The organism is Cellulomonas soli, from assembly GCF_013409305.1.
Classification (GTDB): Bacteria; Actinomycetota; Actinomycetes; order Actinomycetales; family Cellulomonadaceae; genus Cellulomonas; species Cellulomonas soli.
In genome coordinates this window covers 1,191,881-1,212,797 of sequence record NZ_JACBZJ010000001.1, presented here as the reverse complement: position 1 = coordinate 1,212,797, position 20,917 = coordinate 1,191,881, and the positions used below count along the sequence as shown (strand labels likewise).

Below are 20,917 nucleotides of genomic sequence, written 5' to 3'. Positions count from 1 at the left end.
GGGCTCAGGCGGGCGTGCCGACGCGGTCGACCAGGTCAGCGATCGAGTCGACGATCTCGCTGGGCCGGAACGGGAACCGGGCGATGTCCTCGCGCCGCGTCGAGCCGGTCAGGACGAGGAACGTGCGCAGTCCCGCCTCGATGCCCGAGACCACGTCGGTGTCCATGCGGTCGCCCACCATGACGGTCGTCTCGGAGTGCGCGTCGATCCGGTTGAGCGCCGAGCGGATCATCATCGGGTTCGGCTTGCCGACGAAGTACGGCTCGCGGCGCGTGGCCGCCGTGATCATGGCCGCGACGGCACCGGTGGCGGGCAGGTCGCCGTCGGCGCTCGGCCCGGTCACGTCGGGGTTCGTGGCGATGAACCGGGCACCGCCCTGGATGAGCCGGATCGCCTGGGTGATCGCCTCGAAGGAGTACGTGCGCGTCTCGCCCAGCACGACGAAGTCCGGCTCGGCGGCCGTGAGCGTGTACCCGGCCTCGTCCAGCGCGGTCGTCAGCCCGGCCTCACCGATCACGTACGCGGAGCCGCCCGGCTCCTGGTCGGTGAGGAACTGGGCGGTGGCCAGCGCGGACGTCCAGATGGCGTCCTCGGGCACGTCGAGCCCCGTCGCGCTGAGGCGGGCCCGCAGGTCGCGCGGGGTGTAGATCGAGTTGTTCGTCAGGATGAGGAACGGGCGCCCGTGGTCACGCAGCGCACGGATGAACTCCGCGGCACCGGGCAGCGCCTGGTTCTCGTGCACGAGCACGCCGTCCATGTCGGACAGCCACCCGGCGATGGGTCGGGTCACGCCTGGCCGCTGTCGGTCGTCGCGGCCTGGCCGAACGCACGCTCCTCGACGGCCACGCGCTCGTCCGCCTCGTCGTAGCGGGTGTCACGACCGGACTCCTCGACGGGCAGTCCCGCCGCGCGCAGCGCCTTGTCGCGGCGGTGCTTGCGCCACACCTCGACGACGACGGGGAGCACCGAGACGAGGACCACGAGGATCAGCAGCGCCTCGATGTTCTCCTTGATGAACGTGATGTTCCCGAGCAGGTAGCCGAGCATCGTCACGCCGCCCGCCCACAGGACGACGCCGATCGCGTTGAACAGCGCGAAGTGCCGGTACGGCATCTTGCCGACGCCCGCGGCGACCGAGGCGTACGTGCGCACGAACGGGATGAACTGCGCGACGATCAGCGTCCGGCCACCGTACTTGTCGAAGTACGCGTACGTCTGGTCGATGTACTTCTGCTTGAAGATCCGCGAGTCCGGCTTGCTGAACACCTTCGGCCCGAGCGTGCGCCCGATCGCGTAGCCGGTCTGCGTGCCCGCGTACGCGGCGGCGATCATCAGCAGGCACAGCTGCCAGATGGTGACGTCGACCTTCAGCGTCTCCTGGGCGACCAGGGCGCCGGCGGTGAACAGCAGCGAGTCGCCCGGCAGGATCGGGAACAGCAGACCGACCTCGATGAAGACGACGGCCATGATCCCGATGAGGACGGCCGTGCCGAACGAGTCGATGAGGTGCTGCGGGTCGAGGAAGTCGGGGCCGAGCGCGTGCACGTTGCCGACGGTGGGCGCGATGGCCGCGAGCGCGGTCGTCAGGGGCATGGGCCCAGCCTACGGGCGGCGATGTCGTTGCCCTGGTCGTCCCGTGTGCAGACCCTGTGCGGGTCCTCGGCCCCCTGCGCCGCTCGCGGGTCGGTGGACGGCGTCGGGCCGTGGGTTGCGCGCCCCGGGCTGCGAGGATGGTCGCCGTGAGCCAGACGACGGACGGCACCCTCGGCACCCCGCTGACCCCCGGCGCGACGCGCGCGCTGCTGCTGGGCTCGGGCGAGCTCGGCAAGGAGGTCGCGATCGAGCTGCAGCGCCTGGGCGTCGAGGTCGTGGCCGTGGACCGCTACGCCGACGCGCCCGCGATGCAGGTCGCGCACCGCTCGCACGTGGTCGACATGCTCGACCCGGTCGCGCTGCGGGCCGTGCTCGACGCGGAGCGCCCGCACGTGGTGGTCCCCGAGATCGAGGCGATCGCCACGCAGGTGCTCGCCGACGTCGAGGCCACGGGCGTGCGCGTCGTGCCCACGGCCCGGGCCACCCGGCTGACGATGGACCGCGAGGGCATCCGTCGGCTGGCCGCCGAGGAGCTGGGGCTGGAGACGTCCCCGTACCGGTTCGTCGACTCGCTGGACGACCTGCGGGCCGCCGTCGAGCACGTCGGTCTGCCGTGCGTGGTCAAGCCCGTGATGTCCTCCTCGGGCAAGGGCCAGTCGGTGATCCGGACGGCCGACGACGTCGAGACCGCGTGGACGTACGCGCAGACCGGCGGTCGGGCGCCGGGGTCGGACGTGCCGGCGCGGGTGATCGTCGAGGGGTTCGTGCACTTCGACTCCGAGATCACGCTGCTGACGGTGCGGCACCGGGACGGCACGGTGTTCTGCGACCCGATCGGTCACGTGCAGGTCGACGGCGACTACCGCGAGTCCTGGCAGCCGGCCGCGCTGCCCGCCGGCGCGCTCGCCGAGGCGCAGCGGGTCGCCGCGGCCGTGACGGAGGCCCTGGGCGGATGGGGCGTGTTCGGCGTCGAGCTGTTCGTCGTGGGGGAGCGCGTGCTGTTCTCCGAGGTGTCCCCGCGTCCGCACGACACAGGCCTGGTCACCCTCGCCTCGCAGGACCTGTCAGAGTTCGCGCTGCATGCCCGCGCCGTGCTCGGGCTCCCGGTGCCCGCGATCACGACCCTGGGCGCGGCTGCGTCGGTCGCGGTGCTCGCCGAGGGGACCGGCGTGCCGAGTTTCACCGGGGTCGACGACGCGCTCGCGGTCCCGACGGCGCAGGTGCGCCTGTTCGGCAAGCCGTCGGTCGCCGGGCGTCGACGGGTCGCGGTGACGGTCGCGCGCGGCGCGGACGTCGAGGAGGCCCTGGACCGTGCGCGTCGGTCTGCCGCCGCGCTGCGCGTCGACCTGGTCTGACGTGCGAGCGGACGAGCCGGACGCCACGCACGACGGCACGGCGGAGGCTTCGCCCGAACAGGTCGGGGTAGGTCCCTGGCCGGGCGGCCCGGAAGCCTGGCCCGACGACCCGCGCTACGACCGCGAGCTGCTCGAGCACGGGGACCGCCGCAACGTGGTCGACCGGTACCGCTACTGGACGCTCGAGGCGGTCGTCGCCGACCTGGACACCCGTCGGCACCCGTTCCACGTCGCCGTCGAGAACTGGGCGCACGACATGAACATCGGCTCGGTGGTGCGCACCGCCAACGCGTTCGCCGCCGCCGAGGTGCACATCGTGGGCCGTCGCCGCTGGAACCGGCGCGGCGCCATGGTGACCGACCGCTACCAGCACGTGCGCCACCACCCGAGCGTCGAGGACCTGCTCGCGTGGGCGACGGCAGAGGGCCTGCCGGTGATCGGCATCGACAACGTGCCCGGGTCCGTCCCGCTCGAGGGCTACCCGCTGCCCCTCGCCTGCGTGCTGCTGTTCGGCCAGGAGTCCGTCGGGCTCTCGCCCGCCGCCCAGGAGGCCGCGACGGACGTGCTGCACATCGCGCAGTACGGCTCGACGCGCTCGCTCAACGCCGGCGCCGCGGCGGCCATCGCGATGCACGCCTGGGTCGTCCGGCACGCGGGGCCACCGCCGGTCTGAGCGGCGTCGGCGTCCGTGGGTAGGACGTCCCGGAGTGGTTCTCGGCCAGACGTGACAAACTCGGGTGCGGTACACGTCACACGCCGGGCCCCCGATGATCGTCGGACCGGCCGGACGCACCGTCCACCCCGTACGAGACACGTAGGAGATGCCGCGATGCCCATCGCAACCCCCGAGGTCTACGCCGAGATGATCGACCGGGCGAAGGCCGGCAAGTTCGCCTACCCCGCCGTGAACATCACGTCGTCCCAGACCGTCACCGCCGCCATCCAGGGCTTCGCGGAGGCCGAGTCGGACGGCATCATCCAGGTCTCCGTCGGTGGCGCCGAGTACGCGTCCGGCTCGACGATCAAGAACCGCGTCGCCGGCTCGCTCGCCCTGGCCGCCTACGCGACCGAGGTCGCCAAGCACTACGGCGTGACCATCGCGCTGCACACGGACCACTGCGTCAAGAAGAACCTCGAGTCGTGGGTCCGCCCGCTGCTGGCCCTCGAGGCCGAGCAGGTCAAGCGCGGCGAGAACCCGACGTTCCAGTCGCACATGTTCGACGGCTCGGACATCCCGCTGGCCGAGAACCTGGTCGTCGCCGCGGAGCTCCTCGAGCTCTCGCAGGCCGCGCGCACCATCCTCGAGATCGAGGTCGGTGTCGTCGGTGGCGAGGAGGACGGCCACGAGGCCGAGATCAACGAGAAGCTCTACACGACGTCCGAGGACGGCCTGGCCACGGTCAAGGCCCTCGGCGCCGGCGAGAAGGGCCGCTACCTGACGGCCCTCACGTTCGGCAACGTGCACGGCGTCTACAAGCCGGGTGCCGTCAAGCTGCGTCCGGCGATCCTCGCCGAGATCCAGAAGACCGTCGGTGCCGCGATCGGCAAGACCGACCCGTTCGACCTGGTCTTCCACGGCGGCTCGGGCTCGACGGCGGAGGAGATCTCCGAGGCGGTCGACAACGGCGTCATCAAGATGAACATCGACACCGACACCCAGTACGCGTTCACGCGTCCGGTCGTGGGCCACATGTTCACCAACTACGACGGCGTCCTGAAGGTCGACGGCGAGGTCGGCAACAAGAAGGCCTACGACCCGCGCGCCTGGGGCAAGGCGGCCGAGGCCGGCATGGCCGCCCGCATCGTCGAGGCGTGCCAGCAGCTGCGTTCGGCGGGCCACAAGCTCGGCTGACGCACCACGCGACGAAGGCCCGGGACGGAGCGATCCGTCCCGGGCCTTCGTGCGTCGTGATCAGGTGGTGGCCGGTGCGCCGTCGACGGGCTCGGCCGCGTCGTCGTCCTCGACCACGTCGAGCAGCTCGCCGATCCGGGTCACCTCGAGCAGGAAGTGCACGGTGGGCGGCACGCGCAGCAGGCGCACCCGGTGCTGGCTGCGGATCGACAGCCGGGCGAGGAAGGCCACGCCCGAGGAGTCCATGAACGTCACGTGGTGCGCGTCGACCTCGATCGGCAGGCCGCGCTTCTCCGCCTCGGCGGTCGCCTCCTGCAGCTCGGCACCCAGGTCGGCGTCGACCTCACCGGACAGCACGATGCGGGTGCGATCGGCACCGACGAGCACCTGGACCGTGCCCGGTTCGGCGCCCGGTTCACCGACCGTGTCGACGGCGGGCTGGTCGGACGTCGGGCTGTTACCGTCGCGCACGGTGCTCCTTCCGGTCGAGCCTGTCGGGGGGAAGTACGCAACCTGCGCGTATCGCCTGCTCGGCACGCTAGACGATCGGAGGTGGTGGTGGTCAACTCTCCACGCCACGATTCGTCCGTGCGGATCATGTCGGAGGTGCGGGACCGGGCGTTGCAGGCCACCGACACGCCGGTCGTGCTGCTCGACGCGGCCGACCCGTTGCTGGCCGCCGTCTGGGTGAACGCGGCGTTCACGCGTGTGACCGGGCTGCGCGTGGCCGACGTGCAGGGGTACACGCTCCTGCTGCCGGTCTCCGACGGGCTCGCCGCGCGGACGGACGTGCCGCACGCTCACCAGGAGCCCCGCCGGCCCGCCGAGCTGGAGGCGGCGCTGCGTGGCGGCGCGCCGTGCGGGCACGTGCTGCCGGTCCGTCGGGTCGACGGTTCGCTCCTGTGGTGCCGCGTGCAGGTCTCGCCGGTCAGCGCCGTCGAGGGCGGCCCGGTCACGCACTGGGTGGCGGTCCTGCAGGACCTGACCGAGCAGCGTACGCACGAGGCCGCGCAGGAGGCGGCGGTGGCTGCCGAGCGTCGCGAGCGGCGCAGCCTCGCGCTCATCGCGCAGGTGTCCGACCTGCTGATGGACCTGGACGACCCGCGCGCGCTGCGGGAGATCGCCGGTCTGCTGCGGCACGGGATCGTCGGGTGGGCCGGCTTCTACCTGGCGGACGGGGGCCTGCGCCCGGCCGACGGCCCGGACCCGCACCCGCACGCGCACCTGCGCACGACGCGGCACACGGCGGTGCTCCCGGACGGTGCGACGAAGGATCCCGTGCAGCGGGTGCTCGACGGGCAGCTCGACCGGCCGGTCGAGGTCGACCTGGACGTGGCGCACCTGCCCGGCAGCCCGTCGGCCTGGCTCGCCGCCCACGCCGGTCCCCGTCCGCGCGACCCCGCGCTCGACGCGGACGGCATCGCGCTCGACGAGCCGCCGGACAGGCGTGTCGTGGTGCTGCCGATCACCGGGCGCCGGCACGTGCGAGGCCTGCTGGTGGTGCAGCCGCGTGGCGGTGGCGGTCGTGCCGCGCTCGAGACCGCGCAGGTCACGGTGCTCGAGCTCGTCGCGCGCCGGGTGGGCATGGTGCTCGACAACGTGCGGCTCTACGAGCGTGAGCACCGGCTCGCCGAGGCCCTGCAGCGAGCGATGCTGCCCGAGCAGGCCGAGGTCGACGGCCTCGACGTGTGGACGTACTACGCGCCCAACTCGGCGAACGCCCAGGTCGGTGGCGACTGGTACGACGTGCTGCAGATGTCGACCGACGTGGTCGGTGTCGTCATCGGCGATGTCGTGGGCCACGACGTCGAGGCGGCCGCGGCCATGGGGCAGCTGCGCTCCATCGTGCGCTCCTACCTGTTCGATACCTCGGTGCCGGGGCCCGTGCTCGACCGTGTCGACCAGCTGCTGGTCGGCATGCGGGTGCCGCGGTCGGCGAGCCTGGTGCTCTCGACGCTGACCCGCTCACCTGCGGGCTGGTCTCTGGCGTACTCGCGTGCGGGCCACCTGCCCTCGCTGCTGGTGCGGGCCGGTGCGGTCACCGAGCTCGACGGCGCGGGCGGCGCGCTCATCGGCTTCGGTCGCGGCACCCGTCCGACCAGCACCGTCGAGCTGCGGCCCGGCGACGTCGTCGTCTACTACACGGACGGGCTCATCGAACGTCGCGACCGCGGGTTGCGCGAGGGCCTGGACCAGCTCGGGAGGGTCGCCGCGGCGGTGACCGCCCGGGACGCGGCGGGCATCGGCGAGGAGCTGCTGTCCCGGCTCGCGGACCACACGGAGGACGACGTCGCCGTCGTCGTGGTGCGGGTGCCCGACCCGCAGGACGTGATGGCCCGGGTGCGCAGCCCGCGCCGCCGACGCTGGTCGCTGCCCAGCGAGGCGGCCTCGATCAGCCGGGCTCGGCACGCGGTGGTGCGCACGTGCGAGGCGTGGGGCATCGCGGACGCCTCGAACGCCGAGCTGGTCGTGTCCGAGCTGGTGGCGAACGCGGTGCTGCACGGCTGGGGTCACGTCACGCTGCAGCTCTACGACACGGGGGACGGCCTGCGCATCGAGGTCGAGGACGCCAACCCGGCGCCGCCCGTGACGACGGACGGCCACCCGGGCCGGGTCGGTGGCTTCGGCATGCAGATCGTCGAGCGGCTCTCCGACTGGGGCTGGCGGCAGTCGCGTGGCGGCAAGCTCGTGTGGGCGAAGGTGCGTCCGGGGCACCTGCCGTCGCACGAGGACGAGGACGAGGACGACGACTGACGGACGCGCGGCGTAGGCGGCGCCGCGCTGGCACGCGACCCGCGGTCAGACGGGTGCGGGCGCCAGGTCGGGGCGGCGGAAGCCGCGGCCGGGGGTGTCCGGCCGGCAGTGGTGCGAGTTGTCGATGCGGAACAGGTCGGTCGCGCCGCACACGTCGATGACGAAGAGGTCGCGGGGGTCCGCCCCGCGCAGCACGGTCGCCCCGCCGCGCTTGCGGCCGGAGTCCGCGAGCGAGATGAGGAACGCGGCGCCCGTGGAGTCCATGAACGTCACGCGACACATGTCGAGGACGAGCAGCTGACGGCGCAGCCCGACGATCCTGGCGGCCACCCCGGGGAACTGGTCGCGTTCGGCCAGGTCGAGGTCGCCCGACAGCACCAGGGTGGTCGTGGTCGGCGAGGTCGAGATCTCGATCATGGATCACCGCTTCGCGGGGCGTTCGGGCAGAGGCATGGAGCGCGGTCGGTGGGGCGACGGTGCGAGACCCGCAGGCGACCCCGGAATGGGGGGTCGTGCGGGTCGGGTGCCGACACGGACCGGTCCACGGGGGTGAACTGGTCGGTCGTTCGACTGTAGCCCCGGGCAACGGTGCACGCACGCTCTCGAGGGTGATCTGTGGACAACCCCGGACGTTCGCGATCCGGGTCGCTGGTGGACACTGGGTGGCATGAGCCACGAGAACCTGCTCGACGGACCGGCGCCGACGCTGCTGCCTGCGGACGGGCCGGACACCGAGGCGCGTGCGGCGCTGCGCCGGGGCGCCTCCTTGCGCGAGGCGGCGGCCGGCGCCCCGGCCTCGTCGCTCGCCTGGGCGCTGCTCGCCGAGCACGCGCTGGGCGACGACGGCGACCCGGTCGCGGCGTACGCGTTCGCCCGCACCGGCTACCACCGCGGGCTGGACGCGCTGCGACGGGCCGGCTGGCGCGGGCGCGGGCCGATCCCCGCGGACCACGAGCCCAACCAGGGCTTCCTGCGCGCGCTGCTCGCCCTCGCGGAGGCCGCCGAGGCGATCGGCGAGGGCGACGAGGCCCAGCGTTGCGAACAGCTGCTCGTCGACTCGGGCACGTCCTCCGTCGAGATCGCGGACCTGCGCTGACCCTCTCTTTACCTCTCCGGTAGAGTCCCGGAGGTACCGGGCCTCCTGTCGCCCGTGTGCCCGGGTCCCTGCCGCCGGCGCCCACCAGCGCCGGTCCGCCCGCCGTGGATCCGCCCGCAGGCAGGCGAGGAGTGGTGATCACATGCCGGCCGTCGTGGTGCTCGGTGCCCAGTGGGGCGACGAGGGCAAGGGCAAGGCGACCGACCAGCTCGGCGCGCGTACCGACTACGTGGTGAAGTTCAACGGCGGCAACAACGCCGGCCACACGGTCGTCATCAACGGTGACAAGTACGCGCTGCACCTGCTGCCGTCGGGCATCCTCTCGCCGGGCGTCGTCCCGGTGATCGGCAACGGCGTCGTCATCGACCTCGAGGTCCTGTTCCAGGAGATCGACGCGCTCGAGGCCCGCGGCGTGGACACCTCGAAGCTGCTGGTCAGCTCCGCGGCGCACGTCATCGCGCCGTACAACCGCACGGTCGACAAGGTCACCGAGCGGTTCCTGGGCAAGCGGCGCATCGGCACCACGGGCCGCGGCATCGGCCCGACGTACGCCGACAAGATCAACCGCATCGGCATCCGCATCCAGGACCTGTTCGACGAGAAGATCCTGCGGCAGAAGATCGAGGGCGCCCTCGACCAGAAGAACCACCTGCTGGTGAAGGTCTACAACCGCCGGGCGATCACGGTGGAGGAGACCCTCGAGGAGCTGCTGCGCTACGCCGAGCGGCTGCGCCCGCACGTGGCCGACACCCCGCTCGTGCTCAACGACGCGCTCGACGCCGGCAAGACCGTCGTCTTCGAGGCCGGTCAGGCGACGATGCTCGACGTCGACCACGGCACCTACCCGTTCGTCACGTCGTCCTCGGCGACCGCCGGCGGCGCGTGCACCGGCTCGGGCGTCGGCCCGACCCGCATCGACCGCGTGGTGGCCGTCGCCAAGGCGTACACGACGCGCGTCGGCGAGGGCCCTTTCCCGACCGAGCTGTTCGACGACGACGGCGAATGGCTGCGGCAGACCGGCGGCGAGTTCGGCACCACCACGGGCCGTCCGCGTCGCTGCGGCTGGTACGACGCCGTCGTGGTCCGCTACGCGGCCCGGGTCAACGGCCTCACCGACCTGGTGCTGACCAAGATGGACGTGTTGACCGGCAAGGAGAAGATCCCGGTCGCGGTCGCCTACGAGGTCGACGGCCGGCGCATCGACGAGATGCCGCTCGACCAGTCGGACTTCCACCACGCGACGCCGATCTTCGAGTACCTCGACGGCTGGACCGAGGACATCTCCGGTGCGCGCGAGTTCTCCGACCTGCCCGACGCCGCGCAGCGGTACGTGCTGCGGCTCGAGGAGATCTCGGGCGTGCGCATCTCCTCGATCGGGGTCGGCCCCGGCCGTGAGGCCACGATCGTGCGGCACGACCTGATCGGCTGAGCGGCCGCACGCAGCAACCACGGGACCCCTGGACGCCCACCAGCGTCCGGGGGTCCCGTGCGTGCGAGGGCCGGCGACGAACCCCGTGGCCCTGCTCGGCGGCCGGTCCGCGGGTCCGTTCTTGGGCTGCGCGGAAGAACCGCGGTTCTTGCCGGGCGCACGTCAGGCGTGGGAGCGCGTCTGCGGTCCACGGTGGGGGTGGCGGCGCGACAGGCGCGTCGGCCGCACCCGTCGCCGCACGGCGTGAGCACCGGAGGCCACCATGACGCTCGTCGACCCGTTCCTCGCCCCCGCGACCCGACCCTGGTCGACGCGCCGTGCCGCGGTGCCGACGCCGCCCGGGGGAGCGCGTCACGCGCGGCTCATGGCGTGGGTCCGCACGATCGCCACGCTCACCGAACCGGACGAGGTCGTCTGGGTCGACGGGTCGGCTACACAGCGGCAGGGGTTGCTCGACCAGATGGTGCGCAGCGGCACCCTTGTCGCCCTGGACCCGGTGCTGCGACCCGGGTCGTACCTCGCGCGCTCGCACCCCGACGACGTGGCGCGCGTCGAGGACCGCACGTTCATCTGCTCGGTCGACCCGCAGGACGCCGGGCCCACCAACAACTGGCGTGACCCGTCGGTCATGCGCGCCGAGCTCGAGGGCGTGTTCGCCGGGTCGATGCGCGGCCGGACGATGTACGTCGTCCCGTTCTCCATGGGGCCGCTCGGCGGGCCGATCTCGCAGATCGGGGTCCAGGTCACCGACTCGCCGTACGTGGTCGTCTCGATGACCACGATGACCCGGGCGGGCACGGGCGTGCTCGACCTGCTCGGCACCGACGGGCGGTTCGTGCCCGCGGTGCACTCGGTCGGCATGCCGCTGGTCGACGCGGACGGCGACCGACGGACCGACGTTCCGTGGCCGTGCCACCCGACGAAGTACATCGCGCACTTCCCGGAGAGCCGGGAGATCTGGTCGTTCGGCTCGGGATACGGCGGCAACGCGCTGCTCGGCAAGAAGTGCTTCGCGCTGCGCATCGCCTCGGTGATGGCCCGCGACGAGGGCTGGCTCGCCGAGCACATGCTGGTGCTGCGGGTGACCTCGCCGGAGGGGCGACCGTTCCACGTGGTCGCGGCCTTCCCGTCGGCGTGCGGCAAGACGAACCTGGCGATGCTGCAGCCCACGGTCCCGGGGTGGACGGTCGAGACCATCGGCGACGACATCGCCTGGCTGCGGCCGGGAGGCCCCGGCACGGACGGGCGGCTGCGCGCGATCAACCCGGAGGCCGGGTTCTTCGGCGTCGCCCCCGGGACGGGACCGGCGACGAACCCCGCCGCGATCGCCACGCTCACGCACGACGTGATCTTCACGAACGTCGCGCTCACCGACGACGGCGACGTGTGGTGGGAGGGCCTGACCGACGAGCCGCCGGCGCACCTGACGGACTGGCGCGGGGAGTCCTGGACCCCCGGCTGCGGCCGACCCGCCGCACACCCCAACAGCCGGTTCACGGTCGCGGCCGAGCAGTGCCCGACGATCGCCGACTCGTGGGACTCCCCGGAGGGCGTGCCGGTCGACGCGATCCTGTTCGGCGGTCGGCGGGCCACCAACGTGCCGCTCGTGCTGCAGGCACGCGACTGGGCGCACGGGGTGTTCCTGGGTGCCACCGTCGCCTCCGAGCAGACCGCCGCCGCCGAGGGCCCGGTCGGGGTGCTGCGCCGCGACCCGTTCGCCATGCTGCCGTTCTGCGGCTACAACATGGCCGACCACTGGGCGCACTGGCTGCGCCTGGGTGACACGCTCAGCGGGCGCGGGGTGCCGCTGCCGGCGGTGTTCGGCGTCAACTGGTTCCGCAAGGGCGCGGACGGCCGGTACCTGTGGCCCGGGTTCGGTGAGAACTCCCGCGTGCTCGTCTGGGCGCTGCGCCAGGTCGAGGCGGCCGCGACGGGTGGGTCTGCGACGGGTGGGTCCGCCGCGCTCGCGGTGGAGTCCCCGCTCGGGCTGCTGCCCGCGCCGGGGGCTCTCGACCTGGGCGGGCTCGGCCTGACGGAGGAGGACGCGGCGGCGTTGTTCGCGATCGACCCCGCCGCCTGGGTCGAGGAGTGCGGGCAGACCGAGGAGTTCTTCGCGCGGTTCGGCGAGCGACTGCCGACCGAGCTGGCCGAGCAGCTGGCGGGCCTGCGCGACCGGCTCGGGGCGCGGCTCGCCGACGGCGTCTGACGCGTCCGAGGCCCGGGGGCGCGGACGCGGGCGGTCGTGACCCGGCCCGCTCGGTAGGCTCGCGGCCGTGAAGATCCTCGTCGTCGGCACCGGTGCCCGTGAGCACGCGCTCGTGCGCGCGCTGTCCCTCGACCCGGCGGTCACCGCCCTGCACGCCGCACCGGGCAACCCGGGCATCGGCGCGCTGGCGACGCTGCACGAGGTCGACCAGCTCGACGGCGGCGCGGTCGCGACGCTCGCGGTGCAGCTCGGGGCCGACCTGGTCGTCGTCGGGCCCGAGGCGCCGCTCGTCGCCGGTGTCGGTGACGCCGTGCGGGCGGCGGGCATCCCGGTGTTCGGGCCGTCGGCCGCGGGTGCCCGGCTCGAGGGGTCGAAGGCGTTCGCCAAGGAGGTCATGGCCGCCGCGGGCGTGCCGACCGCCGAGCCGCGCGTCGCGACGACCCTCGCCGAGGCGGAGGCCGGGCTCGACGCGTTCGGCGCCCCCTACGTGGTCAAGGACGACGGCCTGGCGGCGGGCAAGGGCGTGGTCGTGACCTCCGACCGGGCCGAGGCGCTCGCGCACGCGGCGGTCTGCCTGGACAAGCCCGGCGGCCGGATCGTCATCGAGGACTACCTGGACGGCCCCGAGGTGTCGCTGTTCGTGCTGAGCGACGGCACCGACGTGGTCCCGCTCGTGCCGGCGCAGGACTTCAAGCGGGCGTACGACGGCGACGCCGGGCCGAACACGGGCGGCATGGGCGCGTACTCGCCGCTGCCGTGGGCTCCGGCCGGGCTGGTCGAGCAGGTCGTCGAGACGGTCGCGCGGCCGACGGTGGCGGAGATGGCCCGTCGGGGCACGCCCTTCTCCGGGGTCCTCTACTGCGGGCTCGCGCTGACGTCGAAGGGCATGCGGGTCGTGGAGTTCAACGCCCGTTTCGGCGACCCGGAGACTCAGGTCGTGCTGGCTCGCCTGGCGACGCCGCTGGCGGGGGTGCTGATGGCCTCGGCGACGGGCACGCTCGGTGCGCTGCCGCCGCTGCGCTGGCGTGACGACGCCGCGGTGACCGTGGTCGTGGCGGCGCACGGGTACCCGGGCGAGGTGCGCTCGGGCGACCCGATCACGGGCATCGAGGACGCCGAGGCGCTGCCGGACGTGCACGTGCTGCACGCCGGGACGTCGCTGCGGCAGAACGTGGCCGGGGACGACGACGCGGCGCAGGCGGGGGCGCACCTGGTGGCCTCGGGCGGACGGGTCCTGTCGGTCGTGGGTGTCGGTGCGGACCTGACGGCCGCCCGGGACGCCGCCTACGCGGGCGTCGGGCGGATCGTCCTGCCGGGTGGGCACCACCGGTCCGACATCGCGGCGGCCGCCGCGCAGCAGGCCTGAGGGAGGGCGCGCCATGAGCGACGTGGAGCGGCTCGTGTTCGGTGGCGGCGCGTGGGGCGGCGACCCGACGGACCTGCCGAGCCTGAGCATCGAGGTGCAGGACGGCGACATCGCGACGGTCGACTACCGGCCGGCGCCGGACGGACTCGGGCGCTTCTACCTGGGCTTCCAGCCGCGCGACCTCTTCGACGACCCGGCGGAGAGTGCGCCGGTGGACCTCGACGCGGAGGCGGAGGCGTTCGCGGAGTGGGCGCTGCTGGTCGGCGCGGTCGACGTGGAGGCCAAGCACGTGCGGCGCCTGCTCGCCGAGGAGCACGTGGAGGAGCCGCAGGACACGTTCGTCGAGGAGACCGTGCAGCGGCTCGTGCGCCTGGTCGGGCTGCCCGTGCCCGACGGGCTCGAGGGTGGCGGCGACCTCCTCTGAGCCGAACGCGTGCGCGCAGTGACGGGCGTGCGCGACAGAGGTTCGTCGACGTGCGCGAGGATGGGCGCATGACGCATGCGGTGGACCTGCCGGGCTGGGCGCACACCTACTCGGGGAAGGTCCGCGACCTGTACGTCCCCGACGGCTCGGCCGCGGGCCGGGCGCTCGTCGAGGCGCACGGTGACGTCGTGCTCGTCGTCGCCTCCGACCGCGTGTCGGCCTACGACCACGTGCTCAGCCCCGGCATCCCGGACAAGGGTGTCGTGCTCACGCAGCTGAGCCTGTGGTGGTTCGAGCAGCTCGCGGACCTGGTGCCGAACCACGTCGTCTCGACGGACGTGCCCCAGGCCGTCGCGGGTCGGGCGATGGTCTGCCGACGCCTGGAGATGTTCCCCGTCGAGTGCGTCGTGCGCGGCTACCTCACCGGGTCGGGCCTGGTCGAGTACCGCGCGAACGGGCAGGTCACCGGCATCGCGCTGCCCGCCGGGCTGGTGGACGGCTCACGGCTGCCCGAGCCGATCTTCACGCCGGCGACGAAGGCCGAGCTCGGCGAGCACGACGAGAACGTGCCGTTCGAGACGGTGGCCGCGCAGATCGGCGAGGACGCCGCCACGACGCTGCGCGAGCTGACCCTCGCCGTCTACGCACGGGCCGAGGGCATCGCGCGGGAGCGCGGCGTGATCCTGGCGGACACCAAGCTCGAGTTCGGCACCGACCCGACCACCGGCGCGGTCACGCTCGGGGACGAGGTCCTGACCCCCGACTCCTCGCGGTTCTGGCCCGCCGACGAGTGGGAGCCGGGCCGGGCGCAGCCGAGCTTCGACAAGCAGTTCGTGCGCGACTGGCTGACGTCCCCCGCGTCGGGATGGGACCGGGCCGCGGACACCCCGCCGCCCGCGCTGCCGGACGAGGTCGTCGAGCGCACGCGTGAGCGGTACCTCGAGGCGTTCGAGCGGCTGACGGGTCGTCGCCTGGCGCTGTGACGTCGGTGCGCCGCCGCGTGCTCCCGGGCCCGGTCTGCGTCCCCGCGTCCGGCGACCGCCGCGGGGTCCTCGTACGCTGACGTCGGAGAAGGGGAGACCACCGTGCTGGAGATCCGTCCGAGCTGCGAGTGCTGCGACCGGGACCTGCCGCCCGACGCGACCGACGCCTACATCTGCACGTTCGAGTGCACGTGGTGCGCCGACTGCGTCGCGACGTTCCCCGGGCGTGCGTGCCCGAACTGCGGCGGCACCCTCGAGCGCCGACCCGTGCGTCCCGCCCACCTGCTCGCCGCGAACCCGCCGAGCACCCGGCGCGTCCTGGCCCCCGACTGCCGGGACCGTCTCGCGGCAGCGGCACAAGCAGGCTGAGGGCCGTGACCGACAGGGCCGTGACCGGCAAGGACGAGGCGCGACTGCGCGAGCTCGTCCTGCTGCGTCGGGTCCGCGACCGGATCGATCGCGAGTACGCCCAGCCGCTCGACGTCGAGGCCCTGGCCCGCGGCGTGCACCTGTCGGCCGGCCACCTGAGCCGGGAGTTCAAGGCGGCCTACGGCGAGTCGCCCTACAGCTACCTGATGACCCGCCGCATCGAACGGGCCATGACCCTGCTGCGGCGCGGCGACCTGTCGGTCACCGACGTGTGCTTCGCCGTGGGCTGCTCGTCGCTGGGCACGTTCAGCACCCGGTTCTCCGAGCTGGTCGGGATCTCGCCGAGCGCCTACCGGCGCCAGGCCGCCGGGGATGTCGCCGGGCTGCCCACGTGCGTCGTCAAGCAGGCCACCCGACCGGTCAGGAATCGAGAAGCCGCCCGCGCCCGCCGTGGCTAGCGTGAACGGCATGAACCTCACCATCCACTCCAGCTTCCTGCCGGCCCCCGACCCCGAGACGTCGCTGGCCTTCTACCGTGACGCGCTGGGCTTCGAGGTGCGTCTCGACGTCGGGTACGGGGACATGCGCTGGATCACCGTCGGGCCGGCGGGCCAGCCGCAGACCTCGGTCGTCCTGTACCCGCCGTCCGCCGACCCGGGCGTCACCGAGGACGAGCGCCGCACCATCGCCGAGATGATGGCCAAGGGCAGCTTCGCGACCATCGTGCTCGCCTCCACGAACGTGGACGAGGCGTTCGAGAAGATCCAGGCCACCGGTGCCGAGGTCGTCCAGGAGCCCACCGACCAGCCCTACGGCCTGCGGGACTGCGCGTTCCGCGACCCGGCCGGCAACCAGGTCCGCATCAACCAGCTGTCCTGAGGGCGTCCGCCGCGGGGCGGTGCTGCCCGGGCAGGACGAGGTCGAGGACGCGGTGCAGCCGCTCCTGTGCGGGAGACGCCAGGGGCGGGAGTACGAGCGTGGTGATCCCGACGTCCGCCGCGGCACCGTCCCACGCGCCCCGGTCGCCGACCATGAGCACGTCGGCGGCGGGGAGGCCGAGGCGGTCGAGCGCCACGGCGAAGATCGCCGGGTCCGGCTTGGCGACGCCGAGCTCGAAGGACAGCGCCCACACCTCGATCAGGTCCGCCCAGGTGCGTCCGTCGTCGAGCCGATGGTCGGCGAACACCGGTCGCAGGTCGACGTGGATGTCGCTGACCACCCCGAGGCGCACCCCTGCCGCGTCGAGGGCTGTGAGTGTCCGGGCGACGTCGTGCGCGAACGCGTTGAGGCGCACGTCCGACTCGACCTCGTAGAGGGCCGCGGCCAACGGCGCGTCCAGGCCGGCGGCGGCGAACCACTCGGCGTAGGCCGCGCGGTGCTCGTCCACGTCGGTGTCGATGGCGGAGGAGTCCACGCGGGTGCCGTCGGCACCCCGCAGCCGGACCAGCACCTGCTCGACGGCTTCCGGTGTGGCCTCGCGGCCCATCCGGTGCAGCGCGGTCTCGACCAGCCACGGGAATGTCGGGGCGACGACGAGCGTGCCCCGCCAGTCCAGGAGCACCGCGCGGAAGGTGGGAGACGGATCGGGCACGGGGCGTCCGGTCAGGACGCGCGCGCGAGCCGGCGTTCGCGGCGCAGGCCCTGCTCGACGGGGTCGGGGACGAGTGCCGCGTCGAGCAGGGTGCGCGTGTAGGCGTGCTGCGGGTCTTGCAGCACCTGGCGGCGCTCACCCGCCTCGACGACCTTGCCGCGGTGCATGACGGCGACCCGGTCGGCCAGCTCGTCGACGACCGCGAGGTCGTGGCTGATGAACAGGCAGGCGAACCGCAGGCGTTGCTGCACCTCGCGGAACAGCTCGAGCACGGTGGCCTGCACGGACACGTCGAGCGCGGAGGTCGGCTCGTCGGCGATGAGCAGCTCGGGGCCGAGCGAGATCGCGCGGGCGATCGACACGCGCTGGCGCTGCCCGCCGGACAGCTCGTGCGGGTAGCGGGACGCCCAGGCGGCGGGCAGCTCGACGCTGTCCAGCAGCTCGGCGACCCGGCGGTCGAGCGCGGCGCCGCGCATCCCGGCGTGCACGCGCAGCGGCTCGCCGATGGACCGGCCGATCGTGTACCGGGGGTTCATCGAGCCGCCGGGGTTCTGGAAGACGACACCGATGCGGCTGCGGGCGCGGCGCGCGGTCGACGGCGAGCTCTGCCCGAGCCGCACGCCGACGACGTCGACCGTGCCGGAGGTCAGCGGGGTCAGCCCGAGCGCGCAGCGGCCGAGCGTCGACTTGCCCGAGCCGGACTCGCCGACCAGGCCGAGCATCTCGCCGGGCTGCACGTGCAGCGTGACGCCGTCGACGGCGCGCACCGTCCGACCGCGTCCGCTGCGGAACTCCACGACGAGGTCCTCGACGGACAGCACCGGGCGGTCCCGCTCGTCGACGGTCGTCTCGCGCTCGCCGGCGCCGATCCGCGGCACCGCGTCGAGGAGCGTGCGCGTGTAGGCCGCCTGCGGTCGGGCGAACAGCTCGGCGGCGTCCGCCTGCTCCACTGCCTGGCCGTCGCGCATGACGACGACCCGGTCGGCCAGGTCCGCGACGACGCCCATGTCGTGCGTGATGAGCACGATCGCGGCCGAGGTGCGGGCGCGCAGGCGACGCAGCACGTCGAGCACCTCCTGCTGCACGGTGACGTCGAGCGCGGTCGTCGGCTCGTCCGCGACGAGCACCTCCGGGTCGCACGCGAGGGCCATGGCGATCATCACGCGCTGGCACTGACCGCCGGAGAGCTGGTGCGGGTAGAAGCGCAGCCGTTCGGCCGGGTCGGGCAGGTCGACGAGCGCCAGGAGCTCCTCGGCCCGCTCCTGCCGCTGGCGGCGGGACAGCTCGGGCCGGTGCCGGTGCAGCATCTCGCGCAGCTGGTAGCCGATCGTGAAGACCGGGTCGAGCGCACCGATGGGGTCCTGGAAGATCATCGACACCCGACGTCCGCGCACGGCCGTGAGGTCGGTGCCCGGGGCCAGCAGGTCGACGTCGCCGAGCACGGCCGAGCCGGTGACGGTCGCGGTGCGCGGCAGCAGGCCGAGCAGGGCCATCGAGCTGACCGACTTGCCCGAGCCGGACTCCCCGACGACCGCGAGCACCTCGCCGGCGTGCAGCTCGTAGGACAGGCCGCGGACGGCGTGCACGTCGGGCGCGTGGCCGCCGTCGACGCGGAACGTCACCGACAGGTCGCGCACCGAGAGCACAGGCAGCACGGGGCGGGACGGGCGGACGTCGGTCTCGGTGGCAGCGGTGGTCACGGTGCTCCTCAGGTCTCCGGGGTGCTGGCGTGCTGGTCGGGAGGTGTCGCGGGGTACGCGTCGGAGTAGGGCTCGGCGTGCAGCGGGCCCTGCGGGGCCAGGCTCGGGTCGGCGGCCACGGCGTCGCGGTACGCCTGCCAGTCGGCGAGCATCTTGCGGTGGTAGCCGGCGAGCCAGGCCATGTAGTTGCGGGCGTTGGTCAGGCGGCGACGGGGGCCGTCGTCGTCCTCCCCGATCGCGGAGAAGCCCACGGCGATCGCCTCGGACAGCCGCACCAGGTAGGAGCGCTCACCGGCGAGGAAGCTGCCCCAGATGTCGTCCTCGACCCGGAAGTAGTGGTTGCGGTCGCCCGGGATGACGTGCCGCTTGACGAAGCCGACCTCGACGAGCTTGCGGCAGGCCGTCGAGATCGCCCCCGCGCTGGCGTGCAGCAGCCCGGCCAGCTGCGAGCTCGACAGGTAGGGCGCGTCGACGAGCATGAGCAGCCCGACGACGCGTCCCTCCATCCGGGGCCCGTTGGCCGACTCCCAGACCAGGGCGAACTCCTCGACGAAGCGCACCGAGGCCTCGTCGAGCCGGTCCGGCACGAGCGGCCGGACGTCGGTGGGCGCTTGAGGCGCTGCGGGTGCGGCAGGGGGCACGGCGGCGTGCGGTTCGGTCACGCGCTCACCTTAGGAGCGGCCACCCGGGTCATCGAGGAGCGTCGGGCGAGGAAGTCCGCGAGCGGCCAGGACGTCATGCCGCCGACGCGCACCGAGGTGATCGTGCCGTCCTCGGCGCGCGTGAGGTGCACGACCTCGCCAGCCGGTCCGAAGCTCGCCTCGGCGCGCAGCAGGAGACGGTCGTCGTCGAGCACCTCGAGCTCGTCGTGCGCGGCCTTCGGGTCGGGGTACGTGGGGTGCACGATCACGGGGCGACCGCCGAGCACGGTGAGGTCCATGAGGCCCATGAGGCCCGCGAACCGGCCGGTGAAGCGGGCAGGGTCGGCCGTCGTGGCCTCGGCAGCGGGCGTCTCGGCGTCGCCGTCGGCGGTGGCCGTGTCCGAGGTCGTGTCCGTGGCCTTCGGCGGGTTGAGCGCGAGGTCGACGAGCGCGAGCAGGCCGACGGCGATCTGGTCGGCGGGCCCGTCGACGGCGTTGGTCAGCACCGAGACGACGAGCTTCGCCTTCGGGTCGATGTAGGTGCGCGTGATGTGCCCCGGGTATCCGCCGGAGTGGCCCACGAGGGCGCGCTTGCCGACGGTCTTCAGCTCGATGCCGACGCCGTACCGGCCGATCTCGGTGCCGTCGTCCTGGCTGACCACCGACTCGAGCCGCTGCATGATCCGCTTGGAGTCGTCGCTGAGCAGGCGGGTGTCGCCGAGGCAGTGCGCGCTCCCGTAGACGGTCAGGTCGGCGGCGGTCGAGTAGAACCCGGTGGCGGCGGCCATCGCGCGGGTGTCGACGTGCTCGATCGTCTCGCGGTCGACGGCCCCGAGGAGCAGGCCGGTGTGCCCGGCGGCGTACTCGCCGGCACGCGCCGGGTCGAGCTCGGCGCCCGTGTGCGTGACCCCCAGCGGGGCCACGACCGCCGTGTGCAGGTGCTCGGCGAAGGTGGTGCCGGTGACGGCCTCGATGACGAGCCCGAGCAGGGAGTAGCCGACGTTGGAGTACTTGAAGTGCTCGTTGCGTTCGTGCACGTGACCGTGCGCGAGGACGTCGGCGAGCAGCGTGGCGCGGTCCGGGAACGGGTACTCGAGCTGCCAGAAGTCCGCCTGGTCGCCGTCGCGGATGACACCGCCCTGGTGCCCGAGCAGCTCGCGGACGGTCACGGCCGCGACCGGGGAGCCGCCGTCCGCCAGCTCGGGCACGTACGAGCCGACCGGGTCGTCGAGCCGCAGCCGGCCCTGCTCGACGAGCTGCAGGATCGCGGTCGCGGTGAACGTCTTGGAGTGCGACGCGATGCGGAACAGGTGGTCGGTGCGCAGCGGTTCGCCGGTGGTGACGTCGGCGACGCCGACGGCCAGGTCCAGCACGAGCTCGCCCTCCGAGCGGATCGCCACCTGCACGCCGGGGACCCGCTGGTGCGCGGCCTGGGCCTCGACCCAGCTCGCGAGGTAGCCGGCGGCGGCGCGGATCGTGTCGGTGGTGGTGCTCATGCGGGGTGTCTCCATCGTGGTCTGGTCTGGTCTGGTCTGGTCTGGTCTGGCGCGGTGCGGCG

The 20,917-nt window shown here is 73.4% G+C and carries 21 protein-coding genes; 13 read left to right on the top strand and 8 right to left on the bottom strand.

Annotation, left to right across the window (positions count from 1 at the left end):
* Nucleotides 1–4: 4 nt before the first annotated feature.
* Together BKA22_RS05595 and BKA22_RS05590 are read right to left on the bottom strand one after the other, a co-directional pair.
* Nucleotides 5–790 carry an HAD-IIA family hydrolase gene (locus tag BKA22_RS05595; protein ID WP_146952560.1) on the bottom strand — a complete coding sequence of 262 codons (786 nt, stop codon included), beginning with the start codon at nt 788–790 and terminating at the stop codon, nt 5–7.
* Nucleotides 787–1,593 (bottom strand): VTT domain-containing protein, encoded by an 807-nt coding sequence (locus tag BKA22_RS05590; RefSeq protein WP_146952559.1) that lies wholly within the window; start codon nt 1,591–1,593, stop codon nt 787–789. Before BKA22_RS05590 ends, BKA22_RS05595 begins: the two co-directional genes overlap by 4 nt.
* A gap of 146 nt (nt 1,594–1,739) precedes the next feature.
* Here BKA22_RS05590 and purT point away from each other — a divergent pair, with 146 nt between their 5' ends.
* The 3 genes from purT (at nt 1,740) to fbaA (ending at nt 4,800) form a co-directional block, all read left to right on the top strand.
* Complete coding sequence (gene purT / locus BKA22_RS05585) at nt 1,740–2,948, top strand: formate-dependent phosphoribosylglycinamide formyltransferase (RefSeq protein ID WP_223203529.1); 1,209 nt, start codon at nt 1,740–1,742, stop codon at nt 2,946–2,948.
* 1 nt (nt 2,949) lies between these two features.
* Nucleotides 2,950–3,621, top strand: a complete 672-nt coding sequence (locus BKA22_RS05580) for a TrmH family RNA methyltransferase (RefSeq protein ID WP_146952676.1) — start codon at nt 2,950–2,952, stop codon at nt 3,619–3,621.
* A 156-nt stretch (nt 3,622–3,777) separates the two neighbouring features.
* Nucleotides 3,778–4,800: a class II fructose-bisphosphate aldolase gene (fbaA, locus tag BKA22_RS05575; RefSeq protein ID WP_146952557.1), complete on the top strand. Its 1,023-nt coding sequence runs from the start codon at nt 3,778–3,780 to the stop codon at nt 4,798–4,800.
* Between the two features lie 60 nt (nt 4,801–4,860).
* On the opposite strand, the gene BKA22_RS05570 is transcribed toward fbaA, so the two are convergent.
* Nucleotides 4,861–5,271 (bottom strand): STAS domain-containing protein, encoded by a 411-nt coding sequence (locus BKA22_RS05570; RefSeq protein ID WP_146952556.1) that lies wholly within the window; start codon nt 5,269–5,271, stop codon nt 4,861–4,863.
* 126 nt (nt 5,272–5,397) lie between these two features.
* Between BKA22_RS05570 and BKA22_RS05565 the strand changes: the two genes are divergently transcribed.
* Nucleotides 5,398–7,554, top strand: coding sequence for an ATP-binding SpoIIE family protein phosphatase (locus tag BKA22_RS05565; RefSeq protein ID WP_146952675.1), 2,157 nt, complete (start codon nt 5,398–5,400; stop codon nt 7,552–7,554).
* Nucleotides 7,555–7,599: 45 nt separating this feature from the next.
* Here BKA22_RS05565 and BKA22_RS05560 read toward each other — a convergent pair whose 3' ends face one another.
* Nucleotides 7,600–7,971 carry an STAS domain-containing protein gene (locus BKA22_RS05560; protein ID WP_146952555.1) on the bottom strand — a complete coding sequence of 124 codons (372 nt, stop codon included), beginning with the start codon at nt 7,969–7,971 and terminating at the stop codon, nt 7,600–7,602.
* 250 nt (nt 7,972–8,221) lie between these two features.
* Between BKA22_RS05560 and BKA22_RS05555 the strand changes: the two genes are divergently transcribed.
* The 9 genes from BKA22_RS05555 to BKA22_RS05515 all read left to right on the top strand — a co-directional run bounded on the left by BKA22_RS05555 (nt 8,222) and on the right by BKA22_RS05515 (nt 16,306).
* On the top strand, nt 8,222–8,650 hold the full coding sequence (locus tag BKA22_RS05555) for a DUF3151 domain-containing protein (RefSeq protein ID WP_146952554.1): 429 nt from the start codon (nt 8,222–8,224) through the stop codon (nt 8,648–8,650).
* 142 nt (nt 8,651–8,792) lie between these two features.
* Nucleotides 8,793–10,079: an adenylosuccinate synthase gene (locus tag BKA22_RS05550; RefSeq protein ID WP_146952553.1), complete on the top strand. Its 1,287-nt coding sequence runs from the start codon at nt 8,793–8,795 to the stop codon at nt 10,077–10,079.
* A 364-nt stretch (nt 10,080–10,443) separates the two neighbouring features.
* Complete coding sequence (locus tag BKA22_RS05545) at nt 10,444–12,285, top strand: phosphoenolpyruvate carboxykinase (GTP) (protein WP_371863655.1); 1,842 nt, start codon at nt 10,444–10,446, stop codon at nt 12,283–12,285.
* Nucleotides 12,286–12,352: 67 nt separating this feature from the next.
* Nucleotides 12,353–13,651, top strand: a complete 1,299-nt coding sequence (gene purD / locus BKA22_RS05540) for a phosphoribosylamine--glycine ligase (RefSeq protein ID WP_146952551.1) — start codon at nt 12,353–12,355, stop codon at nt 13,649–13,651.
* 13 nt (nt 13,652–13,664) lie between these two features.
* Complete coding sequence (locus BKA22_RS05535; protein ID WP_146952550.1) at nt 13,665–14,075, top strand: hypothetical protein; 411 nt, start codon at nt 13,665–13,667, stop codon at nt 14,073–14,075.
* 68 nt (nt 14,076–14,143) lie between these two features.
* Nucleotides 14,144–15,058 carry a phosphoribosylaminoimidazolesuccinocarboxamide synthase gene (locus tag BKA22_RS05530; RefSeq protein WP_146952549.1) on the top strand — a complete coding sequence of 305 codons (915 nt, stop codon included), beginning with the start codon at nt 14,144–14,146 and terminating at the stop codon, nt 15,056–15,058.
* 102 nt (nt 15,059–15,160) lie between these two features.
* Entirely contained in the window at nt 15,161–15,427 is a 267-nt protein-coding gene (locus BKA22_RS05525) for a DUF1272 domain-containing protein (RefSeq protein WP_146952548.1), read from the top strand.
* Between the two features lie 5 nt (nt 15,428–15,432).
* The gene (locus BKA22_RS05520; protein ID WP_223203528.1) at nt 15,433–15,885 is read left to right on the top strand and encodes a helix-turn-helix transcriptional regulator; all 453 of its coding nucleotides are present in this window, start codon (nt 15,433–15,435) and stop codon (nt 15,883–15,885) included.
* 10 nt (nt 15,886–15,895) lie between these two features.
* A complete protein-coding gene (locus BKA22_RS05515; protein WP_146952547.1) occupies nt 15,896–16,306 on the top strand; it encodes a VOC family protein in 411 nt (136 codons plus the stop codon).
* Here the strand turns inward: BKA22_RS05515 and BKA22_RS05510 are convergent.
* From BKA22_RS05510 to BKA22_RS05495, 4 genes are read right to left on the bottom strand one after another with little or no spacing between them, the layout of a single operon-like run.
* A complete protein-coding gene (locus BKA22_RS05510; protein ID WP_218866532.1) occupies nt 16,290–17,018 on the bottom strand; it encodes an HAD family hydrolase in 729 nt (242 codons plus the stop codon). The genes BKA22_RS05515 and BKA22_RS05510 overlap by 17 nt on opposite strands.
* Nucleotides 17,019–17,029: 11 nt before the next feature.
* Entirely contained in the window at nt 17,030–18,718 is a 1,689-nt protein-coding gene (locus BKA22_RS05505) for a dipeptide ABC transporter ATP-binding protein (RefSeq protein WP_223203527.1), read from the bottom strand.
* A gap of 8 nt (nt 18,719–18,726) precedes the next feature.
* Nucleotides 18,727–19,380, bottom strand: a complete 654-nt coding sequence (locus tag BKA22_RS05500) for a GbsR/MarR family transcriptional regulator (RefSeq protein WP_179561650.1) — start codon at nt 19,378–19,380, stop codon at nt 18,727–18,729.
* A complete protein-coding gene (locus tag BKA22_RS05495; protein WP_146952546.1) occupies nt 19,377–20,855 on the bottom strand; it encodes a serine hydrolase domain-containing protein in 1,479 nt (492 codons plus the stop codon). The genes BKA22_RS05500 and BKA22_RS05495 overlap by 4 nt, the downstream gene beginning before the upstream one ends.
* Nucleotides 20,856–20,917: the final 62 nt, after the last annotated feature.